24 protein-coding genes are annotated in these 26319 nt (G+C 56.2%); 18 read left to right on the top strand and 6 right to left on the bottom strand.

The genetic code is table 11. The features are described 5' to 3' along the window. Positions 1-5: 5 nt before the first annotated feature. Together efeU and JWR17_RS25135 are read right to left on the bottom strand one after the other, a co-directional pair. Positions 6-872 carry an iron uptake transporter permease EfeU gene (gene efeU, locus JWR17_RS25140; RefSeq protein WP_299835893.1) on the bottom strand — a complete coding sequence of 289 codons (867 nt, stop codon included), beginning with the start codon at positions 870-872 and terminating at the stop codon, positions 6-8. A 322-nt stretch (positions 873-1194) separates the two neighbouring features. Then, positions 1195-1734 (bottom strand): cytochrome b, encoded by a 540-nt coding sequence (locus JWR17_RS25135; protein ID WP_299835974.1) that lies wholly within the window; start codon positions 1732-1734, stop codon positions 1195-1197. A 413-nt stretch (positions 1735-2147) separates the two neighbouring features. Between JWR17_RS25135 and JWR17_RS25130 the strand changes: the two genes are divergently transcribed. Further along, positions 2148-3287: a hypothetical protein gene (locus JWR17_RS25130; RefSeq protein WP_299835891.1), complete on the top strand. Its 1140-nt coding sequence runs from the start codon at positions 2148-2150 to the stop codon at positions 3285-3287. Positions 3288-3386: 99 nt separating this feature from the next. Here JWR17_RS25130 and JWR17_RS25125 read toward each other — a convergent pair whose 3' ends face one another. From JWR17_RS25125 to JWR17_RS25115, 3 genes are all read right to left on the bottom strand, one after another. After that, on the bottom strand, positions 3387-3887 hold the full coding sequence (locus JWR17_RS25125) for a DUF4142 domain-containing protein (RefSeq protein WP_299835889.1): 501 nt from the start codon (positions 3885-3887) through the stop codon (positions 3387-3389). A 75-nt stretch (positions 3888-3962) separates the two neighbouring features. Continuing rightward, positions 3963-4118 carry a KGG domain-containing protein gene (locus JWR17_RS25120; protein ID WP_299835887.1) on the bottom strand — a complete coding sequence of 52 codons (156 nt, stop codon included), beginning with the start codon at positions 4116-4118 and terminating at the stop codon, positions 3963-3965. 158 nt (positions 4119-4276) lie between these two features. Next, on the bottom strand, positions 4277-4714 hold the full coding sequence (locus JWR17_RS25115; protein WP_299835885.1) for a hypothetical protein: 438 nt from the start codon (positions 4712-4714) through the stop codon (positions 4277-4279). Positions 4715-4862: 148 nt separating this feature from the next. On the opposite strand from JWR17_RS25115, the gene JWR17_RS25110 reads away from it, so the two are divergent. The 4 genes from JWR17_RS25110 to JWR17_RS25095 all read left to right on the top strand — a co-directional run bounded on the left by JWR17_RS25110 (position 4863) and on the right by JWR17_RS25095 (position 8777). Beyond that, positions 4863-5780, top strand: coding sequence for a DUF72 domain-containing protein (locus JWR17_RS25110; protein ID WP_299835884.1), 918 nt, complete (start codon positions 4863-4865; stop codon positions 5778-5780). 74 nt (positions 5781-5854) lie between these two features. Next, positions 5855-6562: an endonuclease/exonuclease/phosphatase family protein gene (locus tag JWR17_RS25105; RefSeq protein WP_366944196.1), complete on the top strand. Its 708-nt coding sequence runs from the start codon at positions 5855-5857 to the stop codon at positions 6560-6562. Between the two features lie 2 nt (positions 6563-6564). Further along, on the top strand, positions 6565-7806 hold the full coding sequence (gene clsB, locus JWR17_RS25100; RefSeq protein WP_299835970.1) for a cardiolipin synthase ClsB: 1242 nt from the start codon (positions 6565-6567) through the stop codon (positions 7804-7806). A gap of 26 nt (positions 7807-7832) precedes the next feature. Next, positions 7833-8777: a YbhN family protein gene (locus JWR17_RS25095; RefSeq protein WP_299835968.1), complete on the top strand. Its 945-nt coding sequence runs from the start codon at positions 7833-7835 to the stop codon at positions 8775-8777. Positions 8778-8790: 13 nt separating this feature from the next. Here the strand turns inward: JWR17_RS25095 and JWR17_RS25090 are convergent, their stop codons facing one another. Continuing rightward, positions 8791-9702 carry a MurR/RpiR family transcriptional regulator gene (locus JWR17_RS25090; RefSeq protein WP_299835966.1) on the bottom strand — a complete coding sequence of 304 codons (912 nt, stop codon included), beginning with the start codon at positions 9700-9702 and terminating at the stop codon, positions 8791-8793. Between the two features lie 272 nt (positions 9703-9974). Here JWR17_RS25090 and iolC point away from each other — a divergent pair, with 272 nt between their 5' ends. The 13 genes from iolC (at position 9975) to JWR17_RS25025 (ending at position 26131) form a co-directional block, all read left to right on the top strand. Further along, positions 9975-11930: a 5-dehydro-2-deoxygluconokinase gene (gene iolC / locus JWR17_RS25085; protein WP_299835882.1), complete on the top strand. Its 1956-nt coding sequence runs from the start codon at positions 9975-9977 to the stop codon at positions 11928-11930. A 55-nt stretch (positions 11931-11985) separates the two neighbouring features. Continuing rightward, entirely contained in the window at positions 11986-12903 is a 918-nt protein-coding gene (iolE, locus tag JWR17_RS25080) for a myo-inosose-2 dehydratase (protein ID WP_299835880.1), read from the top strand. Between the two features lie 2 nt (positions 12904-12905). Then, entirely contained in the window at positions 12906-13730 is an 825-nt protein-coding gene (gene iolB, locus JWR17_RS25075; protein WP_299835878.1) for a 5-deoxy-glucuronate isomerase, read from the top strand. A gap of 38 nt (positions 13731-13768) precedes the next feature. Beyond that, a complete protein-coding gene (locus JWR17_RS25070) occupies positions 13769-15286 on the top strand; it encodes a CoA-acylating methylmalonate-semialdehyde dehydrogenase (RefSeq protein ID WP_299835876.1) in 1518 nt (505 codons plus the stop codon). 49 nt (positions 15287-15335) lie between these two features. Further along, positions 15336-16172 (top strand): TIM barrel protein, encoded by an 837-nt coding sequence (locus JWR17_RS25065; RefSeq protein WP_299835874.1) that lies wholly within the window; start codon positions 15336-15338, stop codon positions 16170-16172. Positions 16173-16375: 203 nt separating this feature from the next. Further along, positions 16376-18313 (top strand): 3D-(3,5/4)-trihydroxycyclohexane-1,2-dione acylhydrolase (decyclizing), encoded by a 1938-nt coding sequence (gene iolD, locus JWR17_RS25060; protein WP_299835872.1) that lies wholly within the window; start codon positions 16376-16378, stop codon positions 18311-18313. Between the two features lie 37 nt (positions 18314-18350). Then, entirely contained in the window at positions 18351-19361 is a 1011-nt protein-coding gene (locus JWR17_RS25055; RefSeq protein WP_299835870.1) for a Gfo/Idh/MocA family oxidoreductase, read from the top strand. Between the two features lie 150 nt (positions 19362-19511). Beyond that, complete coding sequence (locus JWR17_RS25050; RefSeq protein WP_299835868.1) at positions 19512-20372, top strand: sugar phosphate isomerase/epimerase; 861 nt, start codon at positions 19512-19514, stop codon at positions 20370-20372. 76 nt (positions 20373-20448) lie between these two features. After that, on the top strand, positions 20449-21468 hold the full coding sequence (locus JWR17_RS25045) for a Gfo/Idh/MocA family oxidoreductase (protein ID WP_299835866.1): 1020 nt from the start codon (positions 20449-20451) through the stop codon (positions 21466-21468). 191 nt (positions 21469-21659) lie between these two features. Continuing rightward, positions 21660-22586 (top strand): sugar ABC transporter substrate-binding protein, encoded by a 927-nt coding sequence (locus tag JWR17_RS25040; protein WP_299835864.1) that lies wholly within the window; start codon positions 21660-21662, stop codon positions 22584-22586. Between the two features lie 48 nt (positions 22587-22634). Continuing rightward, the gene (locus tag JWR17_RS25035) at positions 22635-24203 is read left to right on the top strand and encodes a sugar ABC transporter ATP-binding protein (RefSeq protein WP_299835862.1); all 1569 of its coding nucleotides are present in this window, start codon (positions 22635-22637) and stop codon (positions 24201-24203) included. Positions 24204-24235: 32 nt separating this feature from the next. Continuing rightward, positions 24236-25258, top strand: a complete 1023-nt coding sequence (locus JWR17_RS25030) for an ABC transporter permease (RefSeq protein WP_299835860.1) — start codon at positions 24236-24238, stop codon at positions 25256-25258. Positions 25259-25726: 468 nt separating this feature from the next. After that, positions 25727-26131: a TraR/DksA C4-type zinc finger protein gene (locus JWR17_RS25025; protein ID WP_299835858.1), complete on the top strand. Its 405-nt coding sequence runs from the start codon at positions 25727-25729 to the stop codon at positions 26129-26131. Positions 26132-26319 lie beyond the last annotated feature (188 nt).

Genomic DNA, 26319 nt, shown 5'->3' with positions numbered 1-26319 from the left:
TGCCCTTATTTATTCGTAACAGAAGATGAGTGGTGATGTTGCGCAGGCTTGGTCGGCAAGCTGACCACCCGGGGGTGCGGCAGAAAGAACAGCACAAGAGCACCGATCAGGTAGATCAAATACACGCTCAGCGTGCTGACGGTCGGAGCATCCTGATAGCCGAACATACCCGCCAATACCGAACCCACTGGACCATCCATAGGCAACGTGGTGCTGATATCGAAGACCACGGTTTGTAAGTGATTCCACAGCCCGGCTTCATGCAAGGCTTGCACAGAGGTGGACAGAATGCCGGCGGCCACCACCAGGATGAACAGGCCCGTCCAACGGAAAAACAGGCTCAGGTTCAAACGCATGCTGCCGCTGTAGATGGCGAAACCTACGCCAATGGCGAGGATCAGGCCTAACAAGGCGCCGATGGGCGCGCCCGGGCCTTCGCTCTGCTGGAACACAGCCAGCAGGAAAAATACGGTTTCCAGACCCTCACGGGCCACGGCGAAAAACACCATGGCGATCAACGCGTAGACCTGGTTTTTCGAGGTGGCGAGGGCTGCGTCGAGAGAAGCGTGCAGGGCATGCTTGATGGAACGCGCAACCTTGCGCATCCAGAACACCATGGAGCTGAGGATGGCAACAGCTATCAAACCAACAACGCCTTCGAACAATTCCTGCTGACGTTGCGGAAATTCCGCACTCATCATTTCCAGGCCACCGCCAACCAACAGCGCAAGTGCCGACGCCAGAAACACGCCAATCCATACGGCGGGCATCCATTCACCGCGGCCGGTCTGCTTCAAGTAGCTGGCAATGATGCCAACGATAAGCGCGGCTTCAATGCCCTCGCGCAGCATGATCAGAAAAGGAACAAGCATCTTTCACCACGGAATCAGTAGGGTGTCTTTTGCCCGCACAACGGAACTCTGTGCGTATGGCAATACGTAACATAATGATACTCATTATTGACTGGAGCTACCTGTTTTTTCTGACGTCTGCGGATTTATTGTACGGACACGCTGGATTCGGGGGGTGGAGCTGACTACAGCGAAGCGATAAACCGCCGCGCTGCGGGGAAAAGACTGGCGCACTCAAACAGTTTAATTTGCGCCGATTCAGTGGCTTGGCCGTTAGCTGCCGAAGGCTTAGATAACGTCCGGGGAAGATTTCGTGGGAAATCGAATGTCGGAAATCGCCCCGTTACACCATGCGTTTTACGGTGTCGTCGCGGCGCACGAAGTGGTGCCACATCGCCGCGACAACGTGCAGGCCGATCACATAGTAGAAAATCGTGCCCAGTAAGACGTGCAGATGTACAAGGGATTCTGCGGTGGGTTTCGATACGTCGAACGGCGAGGGAATCGCCAACGATGTTAGCGGAATGGGCACCTTGCCGCTGCCCAGCAGCACGGTAAACAAACCCAACAATGGCTGAGCGAACAAAAACGCATACAGCGCGTAATGCGAGAGCGTCGCCATGACCTGCAGTGCGCCTTCAAGGGGTGGGGTAATCCCGGGCGGTGTGTGACGGTGGCGCTCGGCAATGCGAAAAAACGCCATCAGGAACACCAGAATCCCGACCCAAAAATGAGTTTGAATAACGAACGTCCGTGGGTCCGATCCTTTGGCAAACTGACTACGGCTTAGGATCAGGGCGTACGCCAGCACAATCAGGCCGGCCATCAACCAATGAAACCAACGAGCTTTGGCGGTGTAACGGGGGGCTAACGAAGCTGCAATCACGGTTTATTTCCTTGGTCGATTATTTGTCCCAGCGCTTGAACGGCGAAAGGCGTGGGGCCCTTAGAGTTAAGAACAGCTCAGTTGGCTAATTTATTCAAATTAAATTGATCACTGACCCAAAGCTAGAGGCCGACATGTGTGTACGGATTGCTCTCCAAGGGTTATTTCCAGTTTGCATAAGCCAAGCTCAATTTATTCCAGAGGCTGCGTTGACACCGTACCAACTTGGATCCAATCTTGAATGGCGGACCCTGGTTCAACAGCTAGAGCAGGACAAACACACCATAGAATGGTCTCCGCCAAATTGGCTATAGGCATCATTACACGAAAGAGTCATCGCCCCGGTTTTCATTCGATTCGAATGCGAGCGTGGTTATTTCGTCCCATGGAACTTCAACGGAAGCAGTATCATGGACCGGAAAAAAATACTGATTATTGGTGCGGGCCCCTTATCGTTTCAAATAATTCAGATGTTGGCGCTACGTAGTAACTTCCAGATATTTGTCGCAAGTCGCGACCTGGAAAAAACGACTCGCTTGTGCAATTTGGTAGCCCTCACTTTGTTGCAGTTAGACAGTTCAGCCTCTGTCACGGCTTTGCAGGTGGACCTTGCCGACATATATAGGACCGCCGACATTTTGCTCAAGCTCAGGCCCAATATCATTGTCAATTGCACGTCATTGCTGCCGTGGCGGGTCACTAAAAGATTACCCACCGCCGGGGATGATGACTTGGAATTGGCGCATCGCGGTCCTTGGCTACCGATGCATCTAGCGCCAGCCTACGATCTCATGCGGGCCGTCAAGTTATCCGGGATCAGGACCCTGACGGTGAATGCGGCGTTCCCGGATGCCGTTAACGCCGTGTTGGACAAGGTGGGCCTGGCCCCGGTTATTGGCGTTGGTCATGTTGCTAATCGGGTCCCCACTGTGCGCTTGGCCATTGCCAAAATGGCTAGGTGTACCCCTGCGGAGGTCGAGGTCAAACTCATCGGCAGGCATTACTTCACTCATCACGTTCCCCGGACGGCATTGCCCTGCGACAGCAGCTACAAACTTTTTTATCGAATCGGGGGTGTTGAATGCTCTGGACAATTTTCGGACTCGCAGATTTTTTATTCCGCGAGCAGGGACTTTCGACACGCGCAAGGGATGCTAGCGCAGGCATTGACAGCCGCTTCGGCCGCAACGGTCATCAACAATATACTTCTGGATAATGAGATTGAAACCCATGCGCCAGGTCCCAACGGACTACCCGGCGGCTATCCGGTGCGAGTTGGCCAAGGCCAGGTTGTGTTGTCACTGCCCCATGGTATGTCGCGCAATGACGCCATCACGGTTAACCACAACTGCCAGAATCAAGATGGTATCCGCTCGATAAATGCAGATGCCAGCGTCACCTTCGAGGTTCAATCGATGTCGATCATGGAGTCGTTACTTGGATTTTCAATGCCAACCATGAAGCTTCAAGACGTCCATCAATGGGCGGGAGAGCTTGGTCGAAAATATAATGTTTACGCTGATCATGCGAAACGCGCCTGCTGTCGTTAACCGTTCCAACTACGAGGGTGTCCCACTCAAAGCATCTGTTAACGGTTAAACGCAAAAGCCCCTCCAGAGCGAGGGGCTTTTGTCATCATTCAAACCGCGTTACTTGTTGTACTTAGCTTGTAACTGCTTGGCCATTTTTAAATGGTCCTGAAGTTTTGGCAGGGTGTCCTTGGCAAACGCTGTCAATTCAGGCGTCTGTGAGGTCTTGATCTCATCCTGGAACACCTTAATGGTTTGTTCGTGAGCTTTCACTTGGTTGGCGGCATAAGCCTTATCGAACGAACCGCTGCGGTATTGAAGGATCATTTTCTTCGCTTTATCCATCAACTCGGCATCGCTGGCGGTTTTCAAATTGAGGTTGGTCGCGATGGCGGCGAGTTTCTGGTTGGCGTCGGTATGGTCGGTAATCATCATCTGGGCAAAGCTTTTCACATCGTCAGACTGAGATTTGTCCAGCGCTAATTGGCTCGTCTGGATCTCCGCCATGCCTTTAGCAGACGCATCGTCAACAAAGGTAGCGGGTGAAGCAGCAAAGGCACTGACGCTGGACAGCAGTAGGGCCAGGCTGGTGGCGCGTAGGGAATAAGTACGAAGTTTCATGGATAGGACACCTCAGGCAAATTGAAAAGGCAGCAAATTTAGAAAGCGGGGACTGCATCTCTCGATATGTCAGGGCTACGATTTACGCCCACTGGAGTGGCTGGCTGAACCACCTTTTTTACCGGCTTCCGATGCTTTTTCCTTGTCGTTGGCAAAGTTTCCGCTTGAGCCGCTGCCTTTTTTGCCGGTTTCTGACTGCTTGTCACCGGCTGGTTTTTTGCTGTTTGGCATGATCAGTCAACCTCGAACGTTAAATGTCTGCTACGAGGATTAGCCCCCGTAAACGTGTGAAGTCTTGAGGGGTAAATGGTTTAACTAATTAATCAGGCAGCCGATGAGCGGTAACCAGCCCTGTGGCTGAGTCGGTTGCCGGGACGAGCCCCACGCGGCTACTTCCACGAGCCGCCGCCCTGTTCACAATCAATTTGCGCCTGATGAGCGTCTTGCATTTCATAGTAATGAGTCACGACTTGGGCGCCGTTGGGAATATTGACTGTGGGTTTGCCGGGTTCTTTGCTGGTTGAGCGTTCGTTGGCCAATGACTCTTGAGTCAGGGTTGCTCTGCAAGTGGCCTTGGCGGCGGCCGGGCAACTGTCTACTTTGCGTTTTTCACTGGTGAGCGCGTCTTTGCTTTGGTTGCTGCATGACCAGTCTATCGAGCCTGCGGGCATTCCCGTGAACTCGTAACAGGTCTGGATACTAACCGCGGCAATTGCCTGATTGGCAGGCCGCACGTTGACTTCACAGGCTTCGGCCCATACCCCGCTGCTGAGGATCGCGCACAGCATCCCGCCGATGGAAGTTAGAGTTATTTTAGTGACACCCATGACCGCCGCTCCATGAACCCATTACAGCTGTGAAAAATCCACTTGCGAAAAGTTCCCGGTGCTGGACCGATCACCCAGGTGAAAAGCATTGAACCTGCGCGCCCCGCAGGCTTCATATACTTTGATAACGGACAGGTAGGATCGACAGATGGGGCACATCCGAATCGGCATATCCGGCTGGCGCTACGTACCGTGGCGGGGTGATTTCTACCCTGAACATTTGGCGCAAAAGAATGAGCTGAAGTTTGCTTCCCGCGCCGTTAACAGCATCGAAATCAACGGCTCGTTCTATTCTTTGAAATCGCCGACGTTGTATTCCCGCTGGGCGGCAGATACGCCTGATGGCTTTGTATTCAGTATCAAGGGCCCGCGCTTTATCACCCATGTTCGGCGCCTGAATGAAGTGGAAACACCGGTGGCTAATTTCTTCGCTTCCGGGATATTTCAGTTGAAAGCGAAACTCGGCCCATTTCTGTGGCAGTTCCCGCCCTCGTTCAAATTTGATCCGGAAAAATTCGAGCATTTTCTGTCGTTGCTGCCTCAGACCATGAAGCAAGCCAGGGCCTGTGCCAAACAATGTGATGAGCGCATGAAAAAGCCCGGCTACCTTGATATGCCTACGACGGGAAGGGTGCGGCACGCGGTGGAGATCCGCCATGTGAGTTTCGTTACAGATAAGTTTGTCGCACTGCTGCGCAAGTACAAGGTTGCGTTGGTGGTAGCAGATACGGCGGGCAAATGGCCGTACGTTGAAGACGTGACCAGCGACTTCATTTATCTGCGTTTACACGGTGAGAAGGCCTTGTATGAGAGCGGTTATACCCCTGCAGCACTCAAGCGATGGGGCGACCGCATCGAGAGCTGGAGCAACGGCTCGCAGCCAAAAGACGCGCATCTGATTACCGACAAACCCGCGCCCAAGCGCAAGTCCCGGGACGTCTATTGTTATTTCGATAACGACATTAAGGTCCGCGCGCCGTATGACGCACGTACCTTGTTGGAGCGTTTTGGTCTCGCCCAAGGGCTGGAAGTGGCGCCTGGTGTCTTGCAAGGGGTTACGTTTTGAGTCGTTTTACCGCTGAGTTGGGGCAGGGTGGCGCGCTGTCTACCGGGCTGGGATTGAACGTGTTAACCATAAATATGCACATGGGTTTTGGCGTCTTTAACCGACGTTTTATTCTCCCGGAGCTTCGCGATGCGGTGCGTAAAGTCTCCGCCGACGTGGTGTTTTTGCAAGAGGTTCACGGCACTCAACAGGCCCATGCGCGGCGCTGGGAACACTGGCCAACAACCTCGCAGTACGAATTTCTCGCCGACAGCATGTGGCCAGCTTTTGCCTACGGTCGCAATGCGGTCTATCCAGATGGCGATCACGGTAATGCGCTGCTGTCCAAATACCCGATCGTGCACCATGAAAACCTGGATGCCTCGGTTCATGGTACTGAACAGCGCGGGTTGTTGCATTGCGTGCTGGCGGTGCCCGGGTATGGCCCCGTGCACGCCATTTGTGTGCATCTGGGCTTGCGTGAAGGCCATCGCCGTCAGCAGTTGAACCTGCTCATGGGATTGCTGGCGCGGTTGCCGGTCAGTGCGCCGGTTATCGTTGCTGGGGATTTCAATGACTGGCGGCTACAAGCCGACAGCCTGCTGGCGGGGTCCGGGTTGCACGAAGCGTTCGTCCAGGCGTCAGGGGCGCCGGCAAAAAGTTTTCCGGCACGCTGGCCGCTGTTACGCCTGGATCGGATTTATGTGCGCAACGCTACGACTCATCGGCCCAAGGTATTGACCAATCGACCTTGGTCCCATCTTTCCGACCATGCGCCGCTGGCGGTGGAGGTGCGATTGTGAAAATGCCCTATGCCGAAAGCCGCTGGCGTGACGGTAACTCAGCCAGGTTGCTGATCAATGGAGAGGATTTTTTCGCTCAGGTATTCGCTTGCATCCGAGCGGCACGCAAAGAAGTATTGCTGGAAACCTTTATTATTTTTCAGGATCGAGTCGGCGAGGCGCTGCAGCAGGCGTTGATTGAGGCAGCTTCGCGCGGCGTACGCGTAGTGGTCACGGTGGATGACTACGGCACCTCGGCGTTGAGTTCGGAGTTCCTCGGGCAAATGCTCAGCGCCGGGGTGCAGATTCAACTATTCGATCCGCGCCCCCGGGTACTGGGCATGCGCACCAATCTGTTTCGTCGGCTGCATCGCAAGATCGTGGTCATCGACGCCGAACTGGCCTTTATCGGCGGTATCAATTACAGCGATGACCACATGAGCGACAGCGGTCCGACCGCCAAGCAGGACTATGCTTTACGGGTGCAAGGCCCAGTGGTGAGCGACATTTATCAGTCCAGCCTGACCTTGGTCAGGCCTGTGGCAAACAAGGCAATCACCCCGTTGCGTGTGGTTCAGCACCAGACCGGCAGCGCACGGATGTTGTTGGCAGTGCGCGACAACACTGAGCACACCACGGACATCGAAGAGCAGTATTTGCTGGCCATTCGTAACGCTAACCAACGCATCGTGATTGCCAACGCCTACTTTTTTCCCAGTTATCGGTTTCTACGGGAACTGCGCAACGCAGCGCGGCGGGGGGTCAGAGTAACCTTGCTGCTGCAAGGCCAGCCTGACCTGCCCTTGGTCCGGATATGTTCGCGCATGCTGTACACCTACTTGCTGCGCGAAGGCGTGATCATTCATGAATACACTCAACGCGCATTGCACGGAAAAGTGGCGCTGGTCGATCAGGAATGGTCCACCGTAGGGTCCAGTAACCTCGATCCGTTGAGCCTGTCGCTGAACCTTGAAGCCAATCTGTTTGTCCGTGATCAGGCGCTTAATCAGCAATTGCATAAACACCTGCGTGAGTTGGTGCTAACCCAAAGCCGGCAGATAACCCTGCAACACGCCACGCGCGGGGAGTGGTGGCGTGCGCCACTGATCTTTGTCTGTTTCCACTTTTTGCGGCATTTTCCAGCGATCGCCGGGTTACTGCCAGCGCACGCTTTGCGGCTCAAACCGGTCCGGGTGGCGATGCCAGTTGCACAACCCGAAGCATCCCCTGGCGCTGTGCGGGGTGATCGGGAGGAGTCGCTGTGACCCGTCCAGCGGACGCTTCGCCTGACGTGGGCCGCAAGCAGAACGCCGACGCGGGTAGCGGCCGGTGGAAATGGGCCAAGCGCGCATTGACTGTGTTGTTCTTCGTCGCAGTGCCGCTGCTGCTATTCACCCTGCTGAAAAACCTCGACTGGCACCAGGTCAGACAGGGGCTGGAGTCCTATAAGCTGTCCACGCTGCTGACAGGCGTCGCCATCGCTCTGGCCAGCTATTTCACCTATTGCGGGTTCGACCTGCTTGGCCGCTATTACACAGGCCATACCCTGCGCATTTGGCAAGTCGTGCCCATCACCTTCGTTTGCTATGCCTTTACCCTGAATCTCAGTTCCTGGGTGGGTGGCGTTGCGCTGCGATACCGGTTGTATTCCCGCCTGGGCCTGGACGTGCCGACGATTACCCGCATCCTCAGCCTGAGCCTGATGAGTAACTGGCTCGGTTATATGCTGCTGGCGGGGTTGGTATTCTCCCTCGGCTTGCTCACCTTACCCGCGCACTGGGCGATTGGGACAAGGTCTCTGCAACTGATCGGCGCTGGCCTGTTGCTGATAGTGGCGGCTTACGTACTGGCCTGCCGATACGCCAGGCGGCGCTCGTGGCATATCCGTAGACAGGAAATTACCTTGCCGACGGCGAAACTGGCGGTGCTGCAAATCGGCCTGGGCGCGCTGAACTGGTCGTTAATGGCGGCGCTGATCTATTTATTATTGCCGCCAAACGCCTTCTACCCCACGGTGCTGGGGGTGTTGATGATCAGCAGCATAGCTGGCGTGATTACCAACATCCCGGCAGGGCTTGGGGTGCTGGAAGCAGTGTTTATTTCGCTGATGCAGGACCAGATCCCCCAAAGCAGCTTGCTGGCGGCGCTGATTGGTTATCGGGCGATTTACTTCCTGCTGCCGCTAATCATCGCGCTAGTGATGTACCTGGTTATAGAGCGGCAGGCGAAGCGCTAACTCGTGCACGCGACTAATCATCGAACCCCACCTGCTCGTGAATCTGATCTACCTTCAGCTCCAACCGATAGGCCACCGCGATAAACAGCGCCTGGCACAAACACAGGGTTGCGCTGAGTGAGCGAAACGCGAATGAACTGCCTTCGTTGACCAGCAGCACCGCATTGGCACGTTTGGCCAGCGGCGAGAGGTTGCTGTCGGTGATAATCAGGGTTTTGGCTTGATTGTGCTGGGCGATCCGCAGGCAATGTTGGGTCTCTTTGCCGTACGGCGTGAAGCTGATGGCGATCACCAGATCATTGGCCCGCACGCTGCGCATTTGCTCTCGGTAGCTACCACCCAAACCAGAAATCAGGTGAATACGCTTGTTGGTGTGTTGCAGGTTGTACACCAGATAATCGGCCACCGCGAACGAGCGCCGCACGCCCACTACGTAGATATTGTCCGCATTGATCACCAAGTCCACAGCCTTGTCGAACGACACGTCATCCAATTCGGCACCTAAGCGTTCCAGCCCGGATAACGTCGCGTTCACGCATTCGCGGGCCAAATCACCGCCGCTGGCTTTCTGTGATTTATTGGCGATCAGGGTGCGAATGCGCTGCTGGTAATTCTGCGCGGGCGTGGTCTTGTGGGTATACGCCTCGCGAAACAACGCCTGCATTTCGCTGAAACCACTGAAGCCGAACCGCTGTGAGAACCGCACGATAGCCGACGGATGTACTTCACATTCACGGGCAATGTCGCTGATCCGGTCGACCATGATCCGGTCGCTTTGCTGGCTCATGTACGTGGCGATGCGTTTGAGTTGGCGCGGCAGGCTTTCGTACTCAGTCGAAATCAGCTTAAGCAGACCTTCGGCATTGAGGGGCGGCGTGTCGGCGTTCTCAATCAACGCCTGCGGGTCGGTGGTCATACGACTAATCCTTATGGCTTGTTCTTATAAGGCACGGCCGGACGGCAGAAACGCCCATGCCCCTGACAATAGAGCGTCCAGTTTACAACGCCTGCGATTATATCTTCGCCTGTTTGTGACCCTATGCCACTACAGTGCCGGCTTATGGAAAAAATATTCTACTTGAAAAATATATAGAATAATTATTGATCGGCGTAACAAGACGTTCTAATCTCCATCACCAAGAGCGATTGCGCACGTTGGGAGCGCAACGCAGGCTGATAAAAATAATAGGAGCCAGCATGGTTCAGACACGTTTTGCCTCTGGGCGCCCGTTGGATCTGATCTGCCTCGGACGTCTCGGCGTTGATCTTTATGCACAGCAAGTAGGTGCGCGCCTCGAAGATGTCAGCAGCTTCGCCAAATACCTCGGCGGCTCATCTGCGAACATCGCTTTTGGCACTGCTCGCCTTGGGCTCAAATCGGCGATGCTCAGCCGGGTGGGGGACGACCACATGGGCCGTTTTCTGGTGGAGTCTCTGCAACGGGAAGGCTGCGACACGCGCGGCATAAAAATTGATCCCGAACGCCTCACCGCCATGGTGCTGTTAGGCCTCAAAGACCGGGAAACCTTCCCGTTGGTGTTCTACCGCGAAAATTGCGCCGACATGGCGTTGCGCGCCGACGACATCAATGAAGACTACATCGCTTCCAGCAAAGCCTTGCTGATCACCGGCACGCACTTTTCCACCGATCAAGTGTTCAAGGCCAGCAGCCAAGCCCTGGATTACGCCGAAAAACACGACGTCAAACGTATCCTCGATATCGACTATCGCCCCGTGCTGTGGGGCCTGGCGAGCAAGGCCGATGGCGCCACCCGTTTTGTTGCGGACCAAAAAGTCAGCCAGCACGTGCAGCGTATTCTGCCGCGCTTCGACCTGATCGTCGGCACCGAGGAAGAGTTTTTGATTGCGGGCGGTGGCACGGATTTGCTCGGGGCTTTGCGCACCGTGCGTGAACTGACCGCCGCCACCCTGGTGGTCAAACTGGGGCCCCAAGGCTGTACGGTGATTCACGGCGAGATTCCCCGCCGCCTGGAAGACGGCGCAATTCATCCCGGTGTGCGGGTTGAAGTGTTGAACGTGCTGGGCGCTGGCGATGCGTTCATGTCGGGTTTCCTCAGCGGTTGGCTGCGCAATGACGCTGACGACAGCGATGCCAGCGACGCACGCAATTGCCAGTTGGCCAATGCCTGCGGCGGTTTGGTGGTGTCGCGCCACGCCTGCGCGCCGGCGATGCCAACCCCGGCGGAGCTGGATTATCTGCTTAACAGCCCGGTGCCGATTACCCGTCCGGATCAAGACACCGTGCTGCAACGGCTGCATCAGGTCAGTGTGCCGCGCAAGCAATGGAAGCAACTGTTTATCTTCGCCTTTGACCACCGTGGTCAGTTGGTAGAGTCGGCGCAAAAAGCGGGCCGTGATCTGAGCAGCATCGGTCAGCTCAAACAGCTCTTTATTCAAGCCGTAGAACGGGTTGAGTTGGATTTGCAGCAGCGAGGCATTGATGCCAGCGTCGGGCTGCTGGCGGATCAACGCTTCGGTCAGGATTCGTTGAACAGCGCCACCGGCCGCGGTTGGTGGATTGCCCGCCCGGTAGAAGTACAAGGCTCGCGACCTTTGGCGTTTGAACATGGCCGTTCCATCGGCAGCAACTTGCTGACGTGGCCCAAGGAACAGATCATTAAATGCCTGGTGCAGTTTCACCCGGATGACGAACCCATGCTGCGGTTGGAGCAGGAAGCGCAACTCATGGGCTTGTACCAGGCTGCGCAAACCAGCGGCCATGAACTGTTACTGGAAGTTATTCCGCCAAAGGATCATCCCTCGACCTATCCGGACGTGCTTTATCGGGCGTTGAAGCGCTTGTACAACCTCGGGATCTTTCCCGATTGGTGGAAGATCGAAGCGCAGACCGCCGAGGTTTGGCAGCGGTTGGATGAGTTGATCCGTGAACGCGATCCGTATTGCCGAGGTGTGGTATTGCTGGGCTTGAATGCCCCGATTGAAGCACTGGCTGAAGGCTTCAAACAAGCCAGCCGCAGCAGCAGTTGCCGTGGGTTTGCCGTCGGCCGGACGATATTCCAGGAGCCAGGCCGGGCCTGGATGGCAGGCGAAATTGATGACGCTACGCTGATCAGCCAGGTGCAGAGAACGTTTATGTTCTTGATCGAATCCTGGCGCGAGGCGCGGGCCTGACGTCATCGCAGTGAACCGAACGCTGTCAGTCGAAAAAAACAAAACAGGTGCATCCATGCCCACTTCGAACACCCCGTCAGCGATCCGAATCGGCATTAATCCGATTTCCTGGAGCAACGATGATCTGCCCGCCTTAGGCGGCGAAACGCCTTTGAGCACCGCCTTGAGTGAAGGCAAAGAAATTGGTTATGCAGGCTTCGAACTCAACGGCAAGTTTCCCAAGGACGCCAAGGGCGTTGGCGACGTATTACGCCCCTATGACCTGGCGCTGGTCTCGGGTTGGTATTCCAGCCGCCTGGCCCGGCGCTCGGTGGCCGAGGAAATCGAAGCCATCACAGGTCACGTGCACTTGCTCGCAGAAAACGGTGCCACGGTACTGGTTTATGGCGAAGTGGCTGACTCGATCCAAGGGCAGCGTATAGCCCTGGTAGAAAGGCCACGCTTCCACAGCGATCAGGCGTGGCAGGAGTACGCCGACAAGCTCACGCAACTGGCGCGTTTCACCTTGTCCAAAGGCGTGCGCCTGGCTTACCACCACCACATGGGCGCCTACGTCGAATCTCCCCAAGACATCGATAAGCTGATGGCCCTGACCGGCAGCGAAGTTGGGCTATTGTTTGATTCGGGCCATTGCTACATGGGCGGCGGCGAGCCGTTACAGGTATTGAAAAAGCACATTGAGCGGGTTTGTCATGTGCATTTCAAAGACGTGCGCAAGCCAGTGGTGCAATTGGCGCGCAACAATCTATGGAGCTTTCCTGACTGCATCATCAACGGCACCTTCACCGTGCCCGGTGATGGCGATATCGATTTTTCTGCGTTGCTCGACGTGCTGCTCGCCGCCCATTACCAAGGCTGGCTGGTGGTCGAAGCCGAGCAGGACCCGGCGGTCGCGCCCAGCTATATCTACGCCAAAAAAGGCTATGAAACCCTGCGCAATCTGCTGGCCGATGCCCAACACAGGAGCGTTTGATCATGAACTTGCCGGTAAAAAATCTGTTGGTTAAAAGTAAGGCTGAAGGTCGTAACGTCGTTGCCCTGGCGGACGGTGTGCTGGACTACGTCGGCTTCGCCGCCTACCGCTTGAGCGTCGGGGAAAATCTGCCGGTCAGTTCGGGTGAAAAAGAACTGTGCCTGGTGCTGCTCAGCGGCCGGGTCGATGTGAGCGGCGAGGCGCCGGGGCAGGCCGCTTTCCAGTGGCCAAACATCGGTGACAGACATTCGGTGTTTGAAGATAAATCACCGTTTGCCGTGTATTTGCCCCCCCACAGTCAAGCCCAGGTTACGGCGTTAAGCGCAGTGCAAATCGCCGTGTGCGCGGCCCCTGGCGATGTGGGCAAACAATTGCCGGCACGCTTGATCCGTCCTGAAAGCATGAAGCGCAGCAGCCGTGGCAAGGCCGCAAATACCCGCTATGTGTGCGACATCCTTCCCGACACCGAACCCGCGCATTCGCTGTTGGTGGTGGAAGTGCGTACGCCGTCCGGGCACTCGTCCAGCTACCCGCCGCACAAACACGACAAAGATGATTTGCCCCACGAAAGCTTTCTTGAAGAAACCTATTACCATCAGGTCAATCCGCCCCAAGGTTTCGTGTTTCAGCGGGTGTACACCGACGACCGCAGCATCGATGAAGCCATGGCCGTGGAAAATAATGACTTGGTGACCGTGCCCAAGGGTTATCACCCGGTCAGTGTGCCGTATGGCTACGAGTCGTATTATCTGAACGTGATGGCCGGCCCCAAACGCGCCTGGCAATTCAATAACGATCCGCAGCACAGTTGGTTGCTGGATCTTTAATATTCGAAAAGAACGGCTATTCGAAAAGGAACAGTGACATGAGCAACGCTCCGATTATTGGGCATTACATCAATGGGCAGGTTGTCGCCGATTCGGCACAAAACGCCAGCGACGAGCGCTACAGCAATGTGTTCAATCCGGCCACTGGCAGCGTTCAGGCGCGGGTGGCACTGGCCAGCGTCAAAACCGTGGACCAGGCTGTGGCCTCTGCATTGGCTGCGTTTCCGGCGTGGGCTGATCAATCTTCCCTGCGCCGCGCACGAGTAATGTTCAAGTTCAAAGAGTTGTTAGACAAACACCACGATGAGTTGGCGCAAATCATCAGCCGCGAGCATGGCAAAGTGTTTTCCGACGCCAAAGGTGAGGTCACCCGCGGCATTGAAATCGTCGAATTCGCCTGTGGCGCACCGAGCCTGCTGAAAACCGATTACAGCGACAACATCGGTGGCGGCATCGACAACTGGAACCTGCGCCAACCACTGGGCGTTTGCGCCGGGGTTACGCCCTTTAACTTCCCGGTCATGGTGCCGTTGTGGATGATCCCCATGGCGTTGGTGACGGGCAATACGTTCATTCTCAAGCCCTCCGAGCGTGATCCTTCGGCCAGCCTGCTGATGGCTCGGTTGCTCACTGAGGCCGGTCTGCCAGACGGTGTATTCAACGTGGTCCAGGGCGACAAGGCGGCCGTGGATGCTTTATTACAACACCCGGACATTGAAGCGATTTCCTTTGTGGGTTCGACGCCGATTGCCGAATACATCTATCAACAAGGCACGTCGCGAGGCAAGCGCGTGCAAGCCTTGGGCGGCGCGAAAAATCACATGATTGTCATGCCCGATGCTGATCTCGATCAGGCCGCGGATGCCTTGATCGGCGCTGCCTACGGTTCGGCTGGCGAGCGCTGCATGGCGATTTCCATCGCGGTGGCGGTGGGTGACGTGGGCGACAAGCTTATCGAGAAGCTGCTGCCACGTATTGACCAACTCAAAGTCGGCAATGGCATGCAAAGCGATACCGACATGGGACCGTTGGTGACGGGGGAACATAAAGCCAAGGTCTTGGGTTTCATCGACCAAGGCGTGGAGCAGGGCGCCGAATTGATTGTCGACGGCCGCGGTTTCAGCGTGCCGGGTGCTGAAGCGGGCTTCTTCGTCGGCGCCACGCTGTTCGATAACGTCACCCCTGAAATGACCATTTATAAGCAGGAAATTTTCGGCCCGGTGTTGGGCATCGTTCGGGTGCCGGATTTTGCCAGTGCCGTGGCCTTGATCAACGCCCACGAGTTTGGCAATGGCGTGTCGTGCTTCACCAGCGACGGCGGTATTGCTCGAGCGTTCGCCCGTACCATCAAAGTTGGCATGGTCGGGATCAACGTACCGATTCCGGTGCCCATGGCCTGGCATTCATTCGGCGGCTGGAAGCGCTCGTTGTTCGGTGATCACCATGCCTACGGCGAAGAAGGCATGCGTTTCTACAGTCGTTACAAAAGCGTGATGCAGCGCTGGCCTGACAGCATCGTCAAGGGGCCGGAGTTTGGTATGCCAACCGCTAAATAACCCTTCGTTCAATAGCCTTCGTTCGCAGACTTTCAGGAGAATAAAAATAATGAGTCATCCCCTGCGTTTCGCCCTGAATCGTATGGTTGCCCCTCGGTTGTCATTGCCAGGCTTCATTGATCTGGCGGTGACCTTGAAAGCCGATGCCATTGAAATCCGCAATGACCTCAAAGGCATCGAGATCGAGGACGGTACGGCGCCCCATACAATCCGTGAGTTGTGCGCCGCCCATGGTGTCCGGGTGTTGTCGATCAACGCGCTGTACCCCTTCGATGTCTGGAACGATGAACGCCGCGCCCAAGCGTTGAACCTGGCCGCGTATGCCCGCGACTGCGGTGCCGAAGCCTTGGTCTTGTGCCCGTTCAACGGCCCTGCCGATCCACGCACTGCCAGCGAGCGCGCGGCAGGCTTGCATACAGCGCTGACGGAACTGGCGCCGATTCTGCGCGAATACGGGGTGCTTGGATTCGTCGAACCGCTGGGCTTCGAGCAGTGCTCGTTGCGGCATAAACGCCAGGCGGTGGACGCAATCAAGGCCACCGGCGGGCTGGATGTGTTTCGTGTGGTGCACGACACTTTTCATCACCATCTGGCGGATGAAAAGGAGTTCTTCGCCGACCTGACCGGGTTAGTACACATCTCCGGTGTCGAAGACGGCGACGTACCGCTGGCGAACATTCGTGATGGTCACCGGGTGCTGGTGGGCGAGGGTGACATCCTCGGCAACGCAGCGCAGATCGGCCGGTTGCTGAGCGATGGCTACACAGGACATTTGTCCTTCGAACCCTTCGCTGACAGCGTGCATGAGATGGACGATATCAAGCAGGCGCTGGGGGCGAGCATGGCTTACCTGGACACAGCCCAGACCCTTGCAAACCCAATCTAACTGTAGGAGCCAACGTGTTGGCGATGGAGCGCGAAGCGATCCCAAATGCCATACCCGGTTTTAACGGGAAGAAATCTACTCAATGAACCACGACTGCTGCGCAGCCGATCGCGAACAAGTTCGCTCCTACAGATTGTGTTTGCTGCGCGACAGCGCGGCGTCGGAGACGTGGCGGACCCTCCTACAGAAAACGAGTATGACCTATGAAAACAACAAGATTGACCATGGCCCAGGCGCTGGTGAAGTTTCTCGATAACCAGTACGTCGAAGTCGATGGGGTTGAAAGCAAATTCGTGGCCGGGGTTTTCACTATTTTCGGTCACGGCAATGTGCTGGGCATCGGCCAGGCCCTGGAGCAAGACAGCGGGCAGTTGGTTGTCCACCAGGGCCGCAATGAACAGGGCATGTGCCACGCCGCTATCGGTTTCGCCAAGCAACACTTGCGGCGCAAAATTTACGCCTGCTCCTCATCCGTTGGCCCAGGCGCAGCGAACATGCTAACCGCCGCGGCGACCGCCACGGCTAACCGTATTCCGTTGTTGTTGCTGCCAGGCGATGTCTATGCCAGTCGGCAACCCGACCCGGTATTGCAACAGATCGAACAGTTTCATGACTTGAGCATCAGCACCAACGATGCGTTCAAAGCCGTGAGTAAGTACTGGGACCGCATCAACCGTCCCGAGCAACTGATGAGCGCCGCGTTGAATGCCATGCGCGTGCTCACCGACCCGGCTGAAACCGGTGCCGTGACCTTGGCCTTGCCCCAGGACGTGCAAGCCGAAGCCTACGATTATCCCGACAGCTTTTTGCAAAAACGTGTACACCGCATCGACCGCCGTCCGGCCAGCGAAGCCATGCTTAACGATGCCTTGGCGTTGCTTAAAAGCAAGCGTAAACCGTTGCTGGTGTGTGGCGGCGGCGTACGTTATTCCGGCGCAGCTGACGCATTGCAAGCGTTTGCTGAACGCTTCGATATTCCGTTCGCGGAAACCCAGGCCGGTAAAAGCGCGATTGTTTCCGCACATCCGTTGAACATGGGCGGTTTGGGCGAAACCGGTGCGTTGGCCGCCAACTTATTGGCCAAAGAAGCGGATTTGATCATCGGCGTCGGCACCCGCTACAGCGACTTCACCACCGCGTCGAAATGGTTGTTCCAGAACCCCGAAGTACAGTTTCTCAACCTCAATATCAGCGCTTTCGACGCGCAAAAACTCGATGGCGTGCAAGTACTGGCCGATGCGGAATTTGCGCTCTTGGCACTGACCCAAGCGCTGCAGGACAGCGGTTATCGCTCCGCGTGGGGCGAACAACCGCAACAGGCGCGAGCGCAACTGGACGCCGAAGTTGATCGGATCTATGCGGTCGAATACCAAAGCCACGACTTCGTTCCCGAAATCAACGACCACCTCGACCCGGCGGTACTGCGCGAGTTCATCGAGATGACCGGCTCTTGCCTGACCCAAAGCCGGGTGCTGGGCGTACTCAATCAAAGCTTGCCCAAAGATGCAGTGATTGTCGCCGCCGCGGGCAGCCTGCCGGGGGATTTGCAACGTGCCTGGCGCAGCACCGGAGTCAATACCTACCACGTTGAATACGGATTTTCCTGCATGGGCTACGAGGTCAATGCCGCCCTTGGGGTCAAGCTTGCCGAACCCCGGCGCGAAGTCTATGCGTTGGTTGGCGACGGCTCTTACATGATGCTGCATTCGGAGTTGGCCACCTCGATTCAGGAGCGATGCAAGGTCAACGTGGTGCTCCTCGACAACATGACCTTCGGTTGCATCAACAACCTGCAAATGGAACACGGCATGGACAGCTTCGGGACCGAGTTCCGCTTCCGTAACCCGGAAACCGGCAAGCTCGATGGCGATTTTGTGCCGGTGGATTTCGCCATGAGCGCTGCCGCGTATGGCTGCAAGACGTACAAGGTCAACACCATTGCCGAGCTGGAAGCGGCGTTGCTCGACGCGCAGCAACAGACCGTTTCAACCCTGATCGATATCAAGGTGCTGCCCAAAACCATGATTCACAAATACCTGTCCTGGTGGCGAGTCGGTGTCGCCGAGGTTTCAACCAAAGGCACCACGGCTCAGGTGTTTGAGAAGCTCAGCAAAGAATTGGCGAAAGCCCGCAAATACTGATGATTCACTCCGCAAAAACCACAACGGGAGCAGTGAAATGGCGTTGAAATTAGGCGTAATAGGCACCGGCGCAATTGGTCAGGACCACATTCGGCGATTGAGCCAGACGTTGCTGGGTAGCGAGGTAGTGGCATTGACCGACATCAACCTTGAGCAAGCGGCCAAGGTCGCCCGGGATTTAGGCCTGACTGCCGAGGTGTACTCCGACGGCCACGCACTGATCGCCGCGCCGGACGTAGAAGCGGTGCTGGTGACATCGTGGGGGCCAAGCCATGAAGAGTTCGTGCTGGCAGCCATCGCCGCTGGCAAACCGGTGTTTTGCGAGAAGCCGCTGGCAGTGACGGCTGAAGGTTGCCGTCGGATCGTCGACGCCGAAATCGCCTATGGCAAACGTCTGGTGCAGGTCGGTTTCATGCGTCCCTACGACGAAGGCTATCGCGCCCTTAAAGCGGTGGTGGACAGCGGCCAAATCGGCGAACCATTGATGCTGCATTGCGCCCACCGCAACCCGACCGTAGGCGAAAACTACAAAACTGACATGGCGATCACCGACACCTTGATTCACGAGATCGACGTGCTTCGCTGGCTGCTCGACGATGACTATGTCTCGGTACAAGTGGTGTTCCCGCGTAAATCCGGCAAGGCCTTTGCGCACCTTAAAGACCCGCAGATCGTCTTGCTGGAAACCGCCAAAGGCACGCGGATCGACGTCGAGGTGTTCGTCAATTGCCAATACGGCTACGACATCCAATGCGAAGTCGTTGGCGAGACCGGCATCGCTCGCTTGCCTGAGCCGTCCCAGGTACAGCTGCGCAGCGGCGCCAAACTGTCCAACGCCATCCTGATGGATTGGAAAGACCGCTTCATCGCTGCCTACGACGTCGAACTGCAAGCCTTCATCGACAGCGTCCGCGCCGGCCAGATCGGCGGCCCATCGGCCTGGGACGGCTACGCCGCCGCAGTCACCGCTGATGCTTGCATCGAAGCCCAAAAAAGCGGCGCCATTGTCCCGGTGAGCTTGCCGCAACGGCCGGCGTTTTATGGTTGATAGCTGATAAAAGCACATCTGTAGGAGGCAACTCCTTGGCGATGCGCCTTGTGCGAATGCCTGTTAAATCGCCTCGCCAACTAGTTCGCTCCAACAGAGGGCTTGGCTCAGCAACGCCAGAGCCTTATCACAATAAAAAAGGAGAACATAATGCGCATCGCACTGGATCCCTACATGTACCGCCATCTGTCTCTCGGGCAGATGGTCGATAAAGTCGCCGAACTGGGTTACGAGCACATCGAGTTGTCGCCTCGGGAAGATTTTCTGCCGTTCTACAAATACCCACGGGTCGACCGGGCGCGGATAAAGGAATTTCGTAAGGCATTGAGCGACGCCGGTGTAAAACTCTCTTCGCTGCTGCCGCTCTATCACTGGGCCGGCGCCGACGAAGAACTGCGCAAAGCCGCCGTGCGCAACTGGAAACGGGCTATCCAAATCGCCGTGGAAATGGACTGCGATCTAATCAACACCGAATTCAGCGGCCAATCCGACAACGCCCTGGTCTGTGAAAACCAATTCATGAAATCCATGGATGAACTGATGCCGATCTTCGAACGAGAGGGCGTCAAACTGGACATCCAGGCCCACCCGTACGACTTCTGCGAACGCAACAACGAATCGGTGGACATCATTCGCGGCCTGGATTGCGATTGGGTCAACTATCTTTACGCCGCGCCCCATACCTTCTTCTATGACGATGGCAAAGGCGACATCGCCCCGATGCTTCGTTATGCAGGCGATAAACTCACCCACGTAATCATCGCTGATACCTATAACCATCGAGCTTCATCGGGCCTGCGCTACATCGTTAACCCGCCGGGCGTTACCGCCACCGTGCATCAACATCTGGACATTGGTCAGGGCGATGTGGACTGGCAGGCATTCTTCTCTACGCTTAGAGAGATCAAGTTCGACGGCATCGCCACCGTCTCGGTATTCGCCTGGGAAGAGCGGGCAGATGAATCCAGCCGCTCTATGCTGGAACGGGTACGCAGTGAGCTGATCAGATGAACCTGTATCTGCCGGCGCCGCTTCGCCAACACGTTAGCTCCAGATAACTGTCGAAAGAACCGGAAAGGAGATTTAAATGCGTATTGGATTAGTCGGATACGGCAAAGGCGGGCGGTATTTTCATGCCCCGTTGATCGCCAGTTTGCCCGGCGCCAACTTTGTCGGCGTGGTCACCCGTTCGCCAGAACGCCGGCTGGAATTGTCTCAGGACTATCCCAAAGTGCTGGCATTCGACACGCTCGCGGGACTGGTCGCCAACGGCGTCGATGCCGTGGTGATTTCTACGCCGTTGTCCTCGCGCAGGGCGCTGATTCTTGAAGCCATAGAGTTAGGTGTAGCGGTGGTCAGCGACAAGCCATTCGCCAACGACGCCGCCCAGGCGCGGGAATTGGTTGAAGCCGCTGAGCGACGCGGCGTGCTGCTGAGCGTCTATCAAAACCGCCGCTGGGATTCGGATTTTTTGACGGTACGCAAGCTGATTGATAACGGCGTGCTGGGTGACATCACTCGTTTTGAATCCCGGGTCGAACGTTTTTCGCCTAAATCAGTAGGCAAGGCCAGCGGCGGTGGAATGCTTCGGGATTTAGGCAGTCACTTAGTAGATCAGGCCTTGTTGTTATTCGGCCCGGTGTCGCGGGTGTATGCCGAACTGAGTTTCGCCACCGAAGACAAAGAACTCGACCACGCTTTCTTTGTGTCGTTGACCCACGCCAGTGGCGTGATTTCGCACCTGTGGGGCAGCTGCTTGCAAAACTGCCCTGGTCCCCGTTTCAGAGTTAGCGGGACGTCTGGCTGCTACAGCGTTGAAGGCCTGGACGGACAGGAAGCTGCCTCCCTGGCTGGGCGGTCGCCGAAAAGCGAAGGCGACAACTGGGGTGTCGAAGAACACCGGCGCTGGGGCTGGTTCGAACAAGGTGAGCACCGCGAACGCATTCCCTCCGAGCGGGGATGCTGGAACGAGTACTACCGCCAACTGCAGGACGCCGTCGCCGGTAAAGGCAAAAATCCGGTGGAGCCCAGGGATGCAGTGGCCTCGGCCGTGGTGCTGGACGCAGCGCGGTTGAGTGCGCAGTCGGGCAGGGTGCAATCGCTTTAGGCGCGAACGTGTTCGCGAGGCGATAGACCTGATGTGCCCCATCGGGCTTCTCGCCAACAAACTGGCCCCTACAAATCCTGATATAAATGAAATAGAAAAGAGTTCTAAAATCTGTTGATATAGAAATTATTTTCCAATAGAGTCGTTCCAAGTTATCCATACAACTACAAAAACGTGGAGACAGACCGTTCATGAAAACCCCTATCCGTTTCACTTCCCTTGCCTTGTCCCTCATGCTCGTCAGCGGCGCCGCCTTGGCCGAGATGAAAATTGGCGTGAGCATGTCGCAGTTCGATGACACCTGGCTGACTTACCTTCGTCAAGACATGGCTGCCAAAGCCAAGTCCATGCCTGACGGTGTTTCGCTGCAGTTTGTTGATGGCCGTGGCGATGTGGTCCAGCAGTTCACCCAGGTACAGAACCTCATCAATCAGAAAGTCGATGCCCTGATTGTTAACCCGGTGGACACTGCCGCTACCGCAAATATCACCAAAGCCGCCGTCGCGGCGGGTATCCCGCTGGTCTATGTCAACCGTCGTCCTGATGACCTGAAACTGCCTGCAGGCGTAATCACTGTCGCTTCCAATGACGAAGAAGCCGGCAAACTGCAGATGCAGTACTTGGCCGACAAAATGGGCGGCAAAGGCAGCATTGTGATTCTGTTGGGTGACCTGGCAAACAACTCCACGCAAAACCGCACCAAAGGCGTCAAAGAAATTCTCGCCAAATACCCCAATATCAAGATTGACCAGGAACAAAGCGGTACCTGGCTGCGGCAAAAAGGCATGGACCTGACCAACGACTGGATAACCCAGGGCAAAAAATTCGATGCCGTGGTCTCCAACAACGACGAAATGGCCATTGGCGCCTCCATGGCGTTGAAACAGGCCGGTGTGGCTAAAGGCACCGTGTTGATAGCAGGGGTCGACGGTACGCCGGATGGTTTGAACGCGGTCACCAAAGGTGACATTGCAGTGTCGGTGTTCCAGGACGCTAAAGGTCAGGCTGACGGTGCAATTGACGCTGCAGTCAAAATGGTCAAGAAGGAACCCGTCGAACAGTCTGTATGGGTTCCATACCGCTTGATCACTCCAGATAACGTTGCATCGTTCAAATAACAGCACCACCTCTTTCTATAACAAGAACGTCGCGAGAGGACTTGTCACATGTTCACTTCACCTTCTACAAGTAACGCCACGACCGACGTGTTGGCTGGCGCTGCCGCGATCCATACTGCCGATTCCCCGTACCTGCTGGAAATTATCGATGTCAGTAAAGGCTTTCCCGGTGTTGTGGCCTTGTCTCACGTACAACTGCGGGTGCGTCCCGGATCAGTACTGGCGTTGATGGGCGAGAACGGTGCGGGCAAGTCCACTCTGATGAAAATCATTGCCGGCATATACCAACCTGATGAGGGCCAAATACGCCTGCGGGGCAAACCCATCAGCTTCGACACACCGTTGGCGGCGTTACAGGCCGGGATTGCGATGATCCATCAGGAGCTCAACCTGATGCCGCACATGAGCATCGCTGAAAATATCTGGATCGGTCGTGAGCAGCTCAACGGCCTGCACATGGTCGACCATAAAGAAATGTACCGTTGCACCGCAGAGTTGCTTAAGCGTCTGCGCATCAAACTTGAGCCGCAAGACCTTGTGGGTACGCTGAGCATTGCCGAGCGGCAAATGGTCGAAATCGCCAAGGCGGTGTCCTATGACTCGGACGTGTTGATCATGGACGAGCCGACCTCTGCTATCACGGAAACAGAGGTTACTCACCTGTTCTCGATCATTGCTGACCTGAAAGCCCAAGGTAAGGGCATCATTTACATCACCCATAAAATGAACGAAGTGTTCAGCATTGCCGATGAAGTGGCGGTGTTCCGCGACGGCGCCTACATCGGCCTGCAACGCGCTGACAGCATGGACGGCGACAGTCTGGTGTCGATGATGGTCGGCCGAGAGCTGAGCCAGTTGTTTCCTGAGCGGGAGAAGCCTGCGGGTAAGTTACTGCTTTCCGTGCGGGATTTACGTCTGGATGGCGTGTTTGAGGGCGTTTCATTTGATCTGCACGCCGGAGAAATCATCGGCATCGCCGGTTTGATGGGCTCTGGACGCACCAATATCGCCGAAACCATTTTTGGCATTACCCCCAGTGACGGCGGCGAGATTCAGCTCGACGGCGTCAGCCTGCGCATCACCGACCCCAATCTTGCGATCAAAAAAGGTTTCGCCTTGCTGACTGAGGACCGCAAGCTCACCGGCCTGTTTCCGTGCCTGTCGGTGCTGGAGAATATGGAGATGGCGGTCATCCCACACTATGCCGGTGGTGGTTTTATCAAGCAAAAAGCCCTGCGCACCCTGTGTGAGGACATGTGCCAAAAGCTCCGGGTAAAAACCCCTTCACTGGAGCAGTGCATCGACAACTTGTCCGGTGGGAACCAACAGAAGGCCTTGCTCGCCCGCTGGCTGATGACCAATCCTAGGATTTTGATTCTCGACGAGCCCACTCGCGGCATTGATGTGGGCGCCAAGGTCGAAATTTATCGGCTGATTACGCTCCTCGCCAGCGAGGGCATGGCGGTGATTATGATTTCTTCGGAACTGCCAGAAGTGCTGGGCATGAGCGATCGGGTCATGGTGATGCACGAGGGCGAGATGATGGGCATGCTCGATCGTGGTGAAGCGACTCAAGAGCGGGTAATGCACTTGGCTTCCGGCAATTTGGTTCACTAGCCGGTCGACGCGCAGAGAGAGGAATAACCGCTATGAACGCTATTATTGGAAACAAACCTGCCGCCGTCCCGGCCAGGTCGAAACGGCGCCTGCCGACCGAGTTGAGCATTCTGCTGGTGCTGATCGGAATCGGCCTGGTGTTTGAAGTATTCGGCTGGATCGTCCGCGATCAAAGCTTTCTGTTCAACTCGCAACGTCTGGTACTGATGATCCTGCAAGTCTCGATTATCGGTTTGATAGCGATTGGCGTGACTCAGGTGATTATCACCACGGGTATCGACTTATCCTCAGGGTCCGTCCTGGCACTGTCGGCGATGATTGCCGCCAGCCTGGCGCAGAGTTCTGACTACACCCGGGCCGTGTTCCCATCGCTCACCGATTTACCGGTCTGGATACCCGTTGCCGTGGGCTTGGGCGTGGGATTGCTGGCGGGAGCCATAAACGGCAGCATCATTGCCATTACCGGCATTCCGCCGTTTATCGCAACCTTGGGCATGATGGTTTCCGCCCGTGGTCTGGCGCGCTTTTATACCGCAGGCCAACCGGTGAGCATGCTCACGGACTCCTATACCGCTATCGGTCAGGGTGCGATGCCGGTGGTTATCTTCCTGGTGACGGCGCTGGTGTTCCACATCGCTCTGCGCTACACCAAATACGGCAAGTACACTTACGCCATCGGCGGCAACATGCAGGCGGCGCGGACCTCCGGGATTAACGTCAAACGGCATTTGATCATCGTCTATAGCATCGCCGGTTTGCTGGCGGGTCTGGCCGGCGTCGTGGCGTCGGCGCGTGCAGCCACCGGACAGGCCGGTATGGGCGTGTCCTACGAGCTGGATGCGATTGCCGCAGCGGTGATCGGTGGTACAAGCCTGTCGGGCGGGGTGGGACGCATTACCGGCACCGTCATCGGCGCGCTGATCCTTGGGGTCATGGCCAGCGGCTTCACCTTTGTCGGCGTCGATGCCTATATTCAAGACATCATCAAAGGTCTGATCATCGTCGTCGCGGTCGTCATCGACCAGTACCGCAACAAGCGCAAAGCCAAACGCTGATTTTGTGTCCGAAAAATCTCTGCTTTTTGTAGGAGCCAACTTGTTGGCGAGGTGCCTTGTACAAATGCCTGTTAAATCGCCTCGCCAACAAGTCGCCCCCTTCAGATGATGTGTGGATGCATCGAAACCTTCTCACCGTTCCCTCGGGGACTGTGAGGCATTTAACCCGCCCCGCGCATTCCCCCACCCCAAGGAACTGACGCCCGACATAGGGGTCAGACCGTCAAAGAGCGTCGCACAACGTTGCACTGAGCCCGATCAGTGGTGAAAAACCCTGTTAATGAGGGTATTGAGCGACTTGTTGAACAAAAACGATTCAATTAGGTTGCTGTGTCCACGGCCGGGCCTTAGACTGCCGCCCCTCATAAATAGAGTGCCAGGTGGCGCTTGGAGACTGTGGCGCTTTTTTGGCAACGCTGAGTCGCTCCCTAATTCGCCCTAATGCACGTATTTTTTATAGAGAAATAAATGACAAAGGACAAGTTGCTGGCGATGCCGGCCGATGACTACATGAACGCTGAGCAGCACGCCTTCTTCGTCGAGCTGCTGCAGGCCATGAAAGTCGAGATCCACGAGCGTATCGATCAAAGCCGTATCGCTATCGAAAGCCTGGACACGCCTGCCGACCCTGCCGATGCAGCTTCGGTGGAAGAGGAACGTCACTGGTTGGTCAACATCATTGATCGCGATCAGCGCATGCTTCCGCAACTGGAAATGGCCCTCTCGCGCATTAGCGATGACAGCTTCGGCTGGTGCGAAGACAGCGGCGAGGCTATTGGCCTCAAGCGCCTGCTGATCAGCCCTGCCACCAAGTACTGCATCGAAGCTCAAGAGCGTCACGAGCAGATCGACAAGCACCAGCGTCAAGCCTGATCGGCTGATAGGGGTAGCTATTGCCTGGGGGCATTCACTTGCCCTCCGGTCGTCACAAGGGCGTTGCTGGCTCCTTTATCGATTATTCATTGCGCTGACTCCGTCATGCCATCGTTACAACTAACGGCTCATAGCTTATGGTCAATGTCTGGCGTTTAATGCAGGCATAACAACCATAAGCGCAATGG

Source organism: Pseudomonas sp. (genome assembly GCF_028293835.1).
Classification (GTDB): Bacteria; Pseudomonadota; Gammaproteobacteria; order Pseudomonadales; family Pseudomonadaceae; genus Aquipseudomonas.
This window is presented reverse-complemented; position numbering and strand designations above follow the sequence as displayed.

What these genes read in the sequence shown, in the direction of transcription:
- efeU (WP_299835893.1), bottom strand. Translation starts at nt 872, where the DNA reads ATGCTTGTTCCTTTTCTGATCATGCTGCGCGAGGGCATTGAAGCCGCG.
- JWR17_RS25130 (WP_299835891.1), top strand. Translation starts at nt 2,148, where the DNA reads ATGGACCGGAAAAAAATACTGATTATTGGTGCGGGCCCCTTATCGTTT.
- JWR17_RS25125 (WP_299835889.1), bottom strand. Translation starts at nt 3,887, where the DNA reads ATGAAACTTCGTACTTATTCCCTACGCGCCACCAGCCTGGCCCTACTG.
- JWR17_RS25120 (WP_299835887.1), bottom strand. Translation starts at nt 4,118, where the DNA reads ATGCCAAACAGCAAAAAACCAGCCGGTGACAAGCAGTCAGAAACCGGC.
- JWR17_RS25115 (WP_299835885.1), bottom strand. Translation starts at nt 4,714, where the DNA reads ATGGGTGTCACTAAAATAACTCTAACTTCCATCGGCGGGATGCTGTGC.
- JWR17_RS25110 (WP_299835884.1), top strand. Translation starts at nt 4,863, where the DNA reads ATGGGGCACATCCGAATCGGCATATCCGGCTGGCGCTACGTACCGTGG.
- JWR17_RS25105 (WP_366944196.1), top strand. Translation starts at nt 5,855, where the DNA reads ATGCACATGGGTTTTGGCGTCTTTAACCGACGTTTTATTCTCCCGGAG.
- clsB (WP_299835970.1), top strand. Translation starts at nt 6,565, where the DNA reads ATGCCCTATGCCGAAAGCCGCTGGCGTGACGGTAACTCAGCCAGGTTG.
- iolC (WP_299835882.1), top strand. Translation starts at nt 9,975, where the DNA reads ATGGTTCAGACACGTTTTGCCTCTGGGCGCCCGTTGGATCTGATCTGC.
- iolE (WP_299835880.1), top strand. Translation starts at nt 11,986, where the DNA reads ATGCCCACTTCGAACACCCCGTCAGCGATCCGAATCGGCATTAATCCG.
- iolB (WP_299835878.1), top strand. Translation starts at nt 12,906, where the DNA reads ATGAACTTGCCGGTAAAAAATCTGTTGGTTAAAAGTAAGGCTGAAGGT.
- JWR17_RS25070 (WP_299835876.1), top strand. Translation starts at nt 13,769, where the DNA reads ATGAGCAACGCTCCGATTATTGGGCATTACATCAATGGGCAGGTTGTC.
- JWR17_RS25065 (WP_299835874.1), top strand. Translation starts at nt 15,336, where the DNA reads ATGAGTCATCCCCTGCGTTTCGCCCTGAATCGTATGGTTGCCCCTCGG.
- iolD (WP_299835872.1), top strand. Translation starts at nt 16,376, where the DNA reads ATGAAAACAACAAGATTGACCATGGCCCAGGCGCTGGTGAAGTTTCTC.
- JWR17_RS25055 (WP_299835870.1), top strand. Translation starts at nt 18,351, where the DNA reads ATGGCGTTGAAATTAGGCGTAATAGGCACCGGCGCAATTGGTCAGGAC.
- JWR17_RS25050 (WP_299835868.1), top strand. Translation starts at nt 19,512, where the DNA reads ATGCGCATCGCACTGGATCCCTACATGTACCGCCATCTGTCTCTCGGG.
- JWR17_RS25045 (WP_299835866.1), top strand. Translation starts at nt 20,449, where the DNA reads ATGCGTATTGGATTAGTCGGATACGGCAAAGGCGGGCGGTATTTTCAT.
- JWR17_RS25040 (WP_299835864.1), top strand. Translation starts at nt 21,660, where the DNA reads ATGAAAACCCCTATCCGTTTCACTTCCCTTGCCTTGTCCCTCATGCTC.
- JWR17_RS25035 (WP_299835862.1), top strand. Translation starts at nt 22,635, where the DNA reads ATGTTCACTTCACCTTCTACAAGTAACGCCACGACCGACGTGTTGGCT.
- JWR17_RS25030 (WP_299835860.1), top strand. Translation starts at nt 24,236, where the DNA reads ATGAACGCTATTATTGGAAACAAACCTGCCGCCGTCCCGGCCAGGTCG.
- JWR17_RS25025 (WP_299835858.1), top strand. Translation starts at nt 25,727, where the DNA reads ATGACAAAGGACAAGTTGCTGGCGATGCCGGCCGATGACTACATGAAC.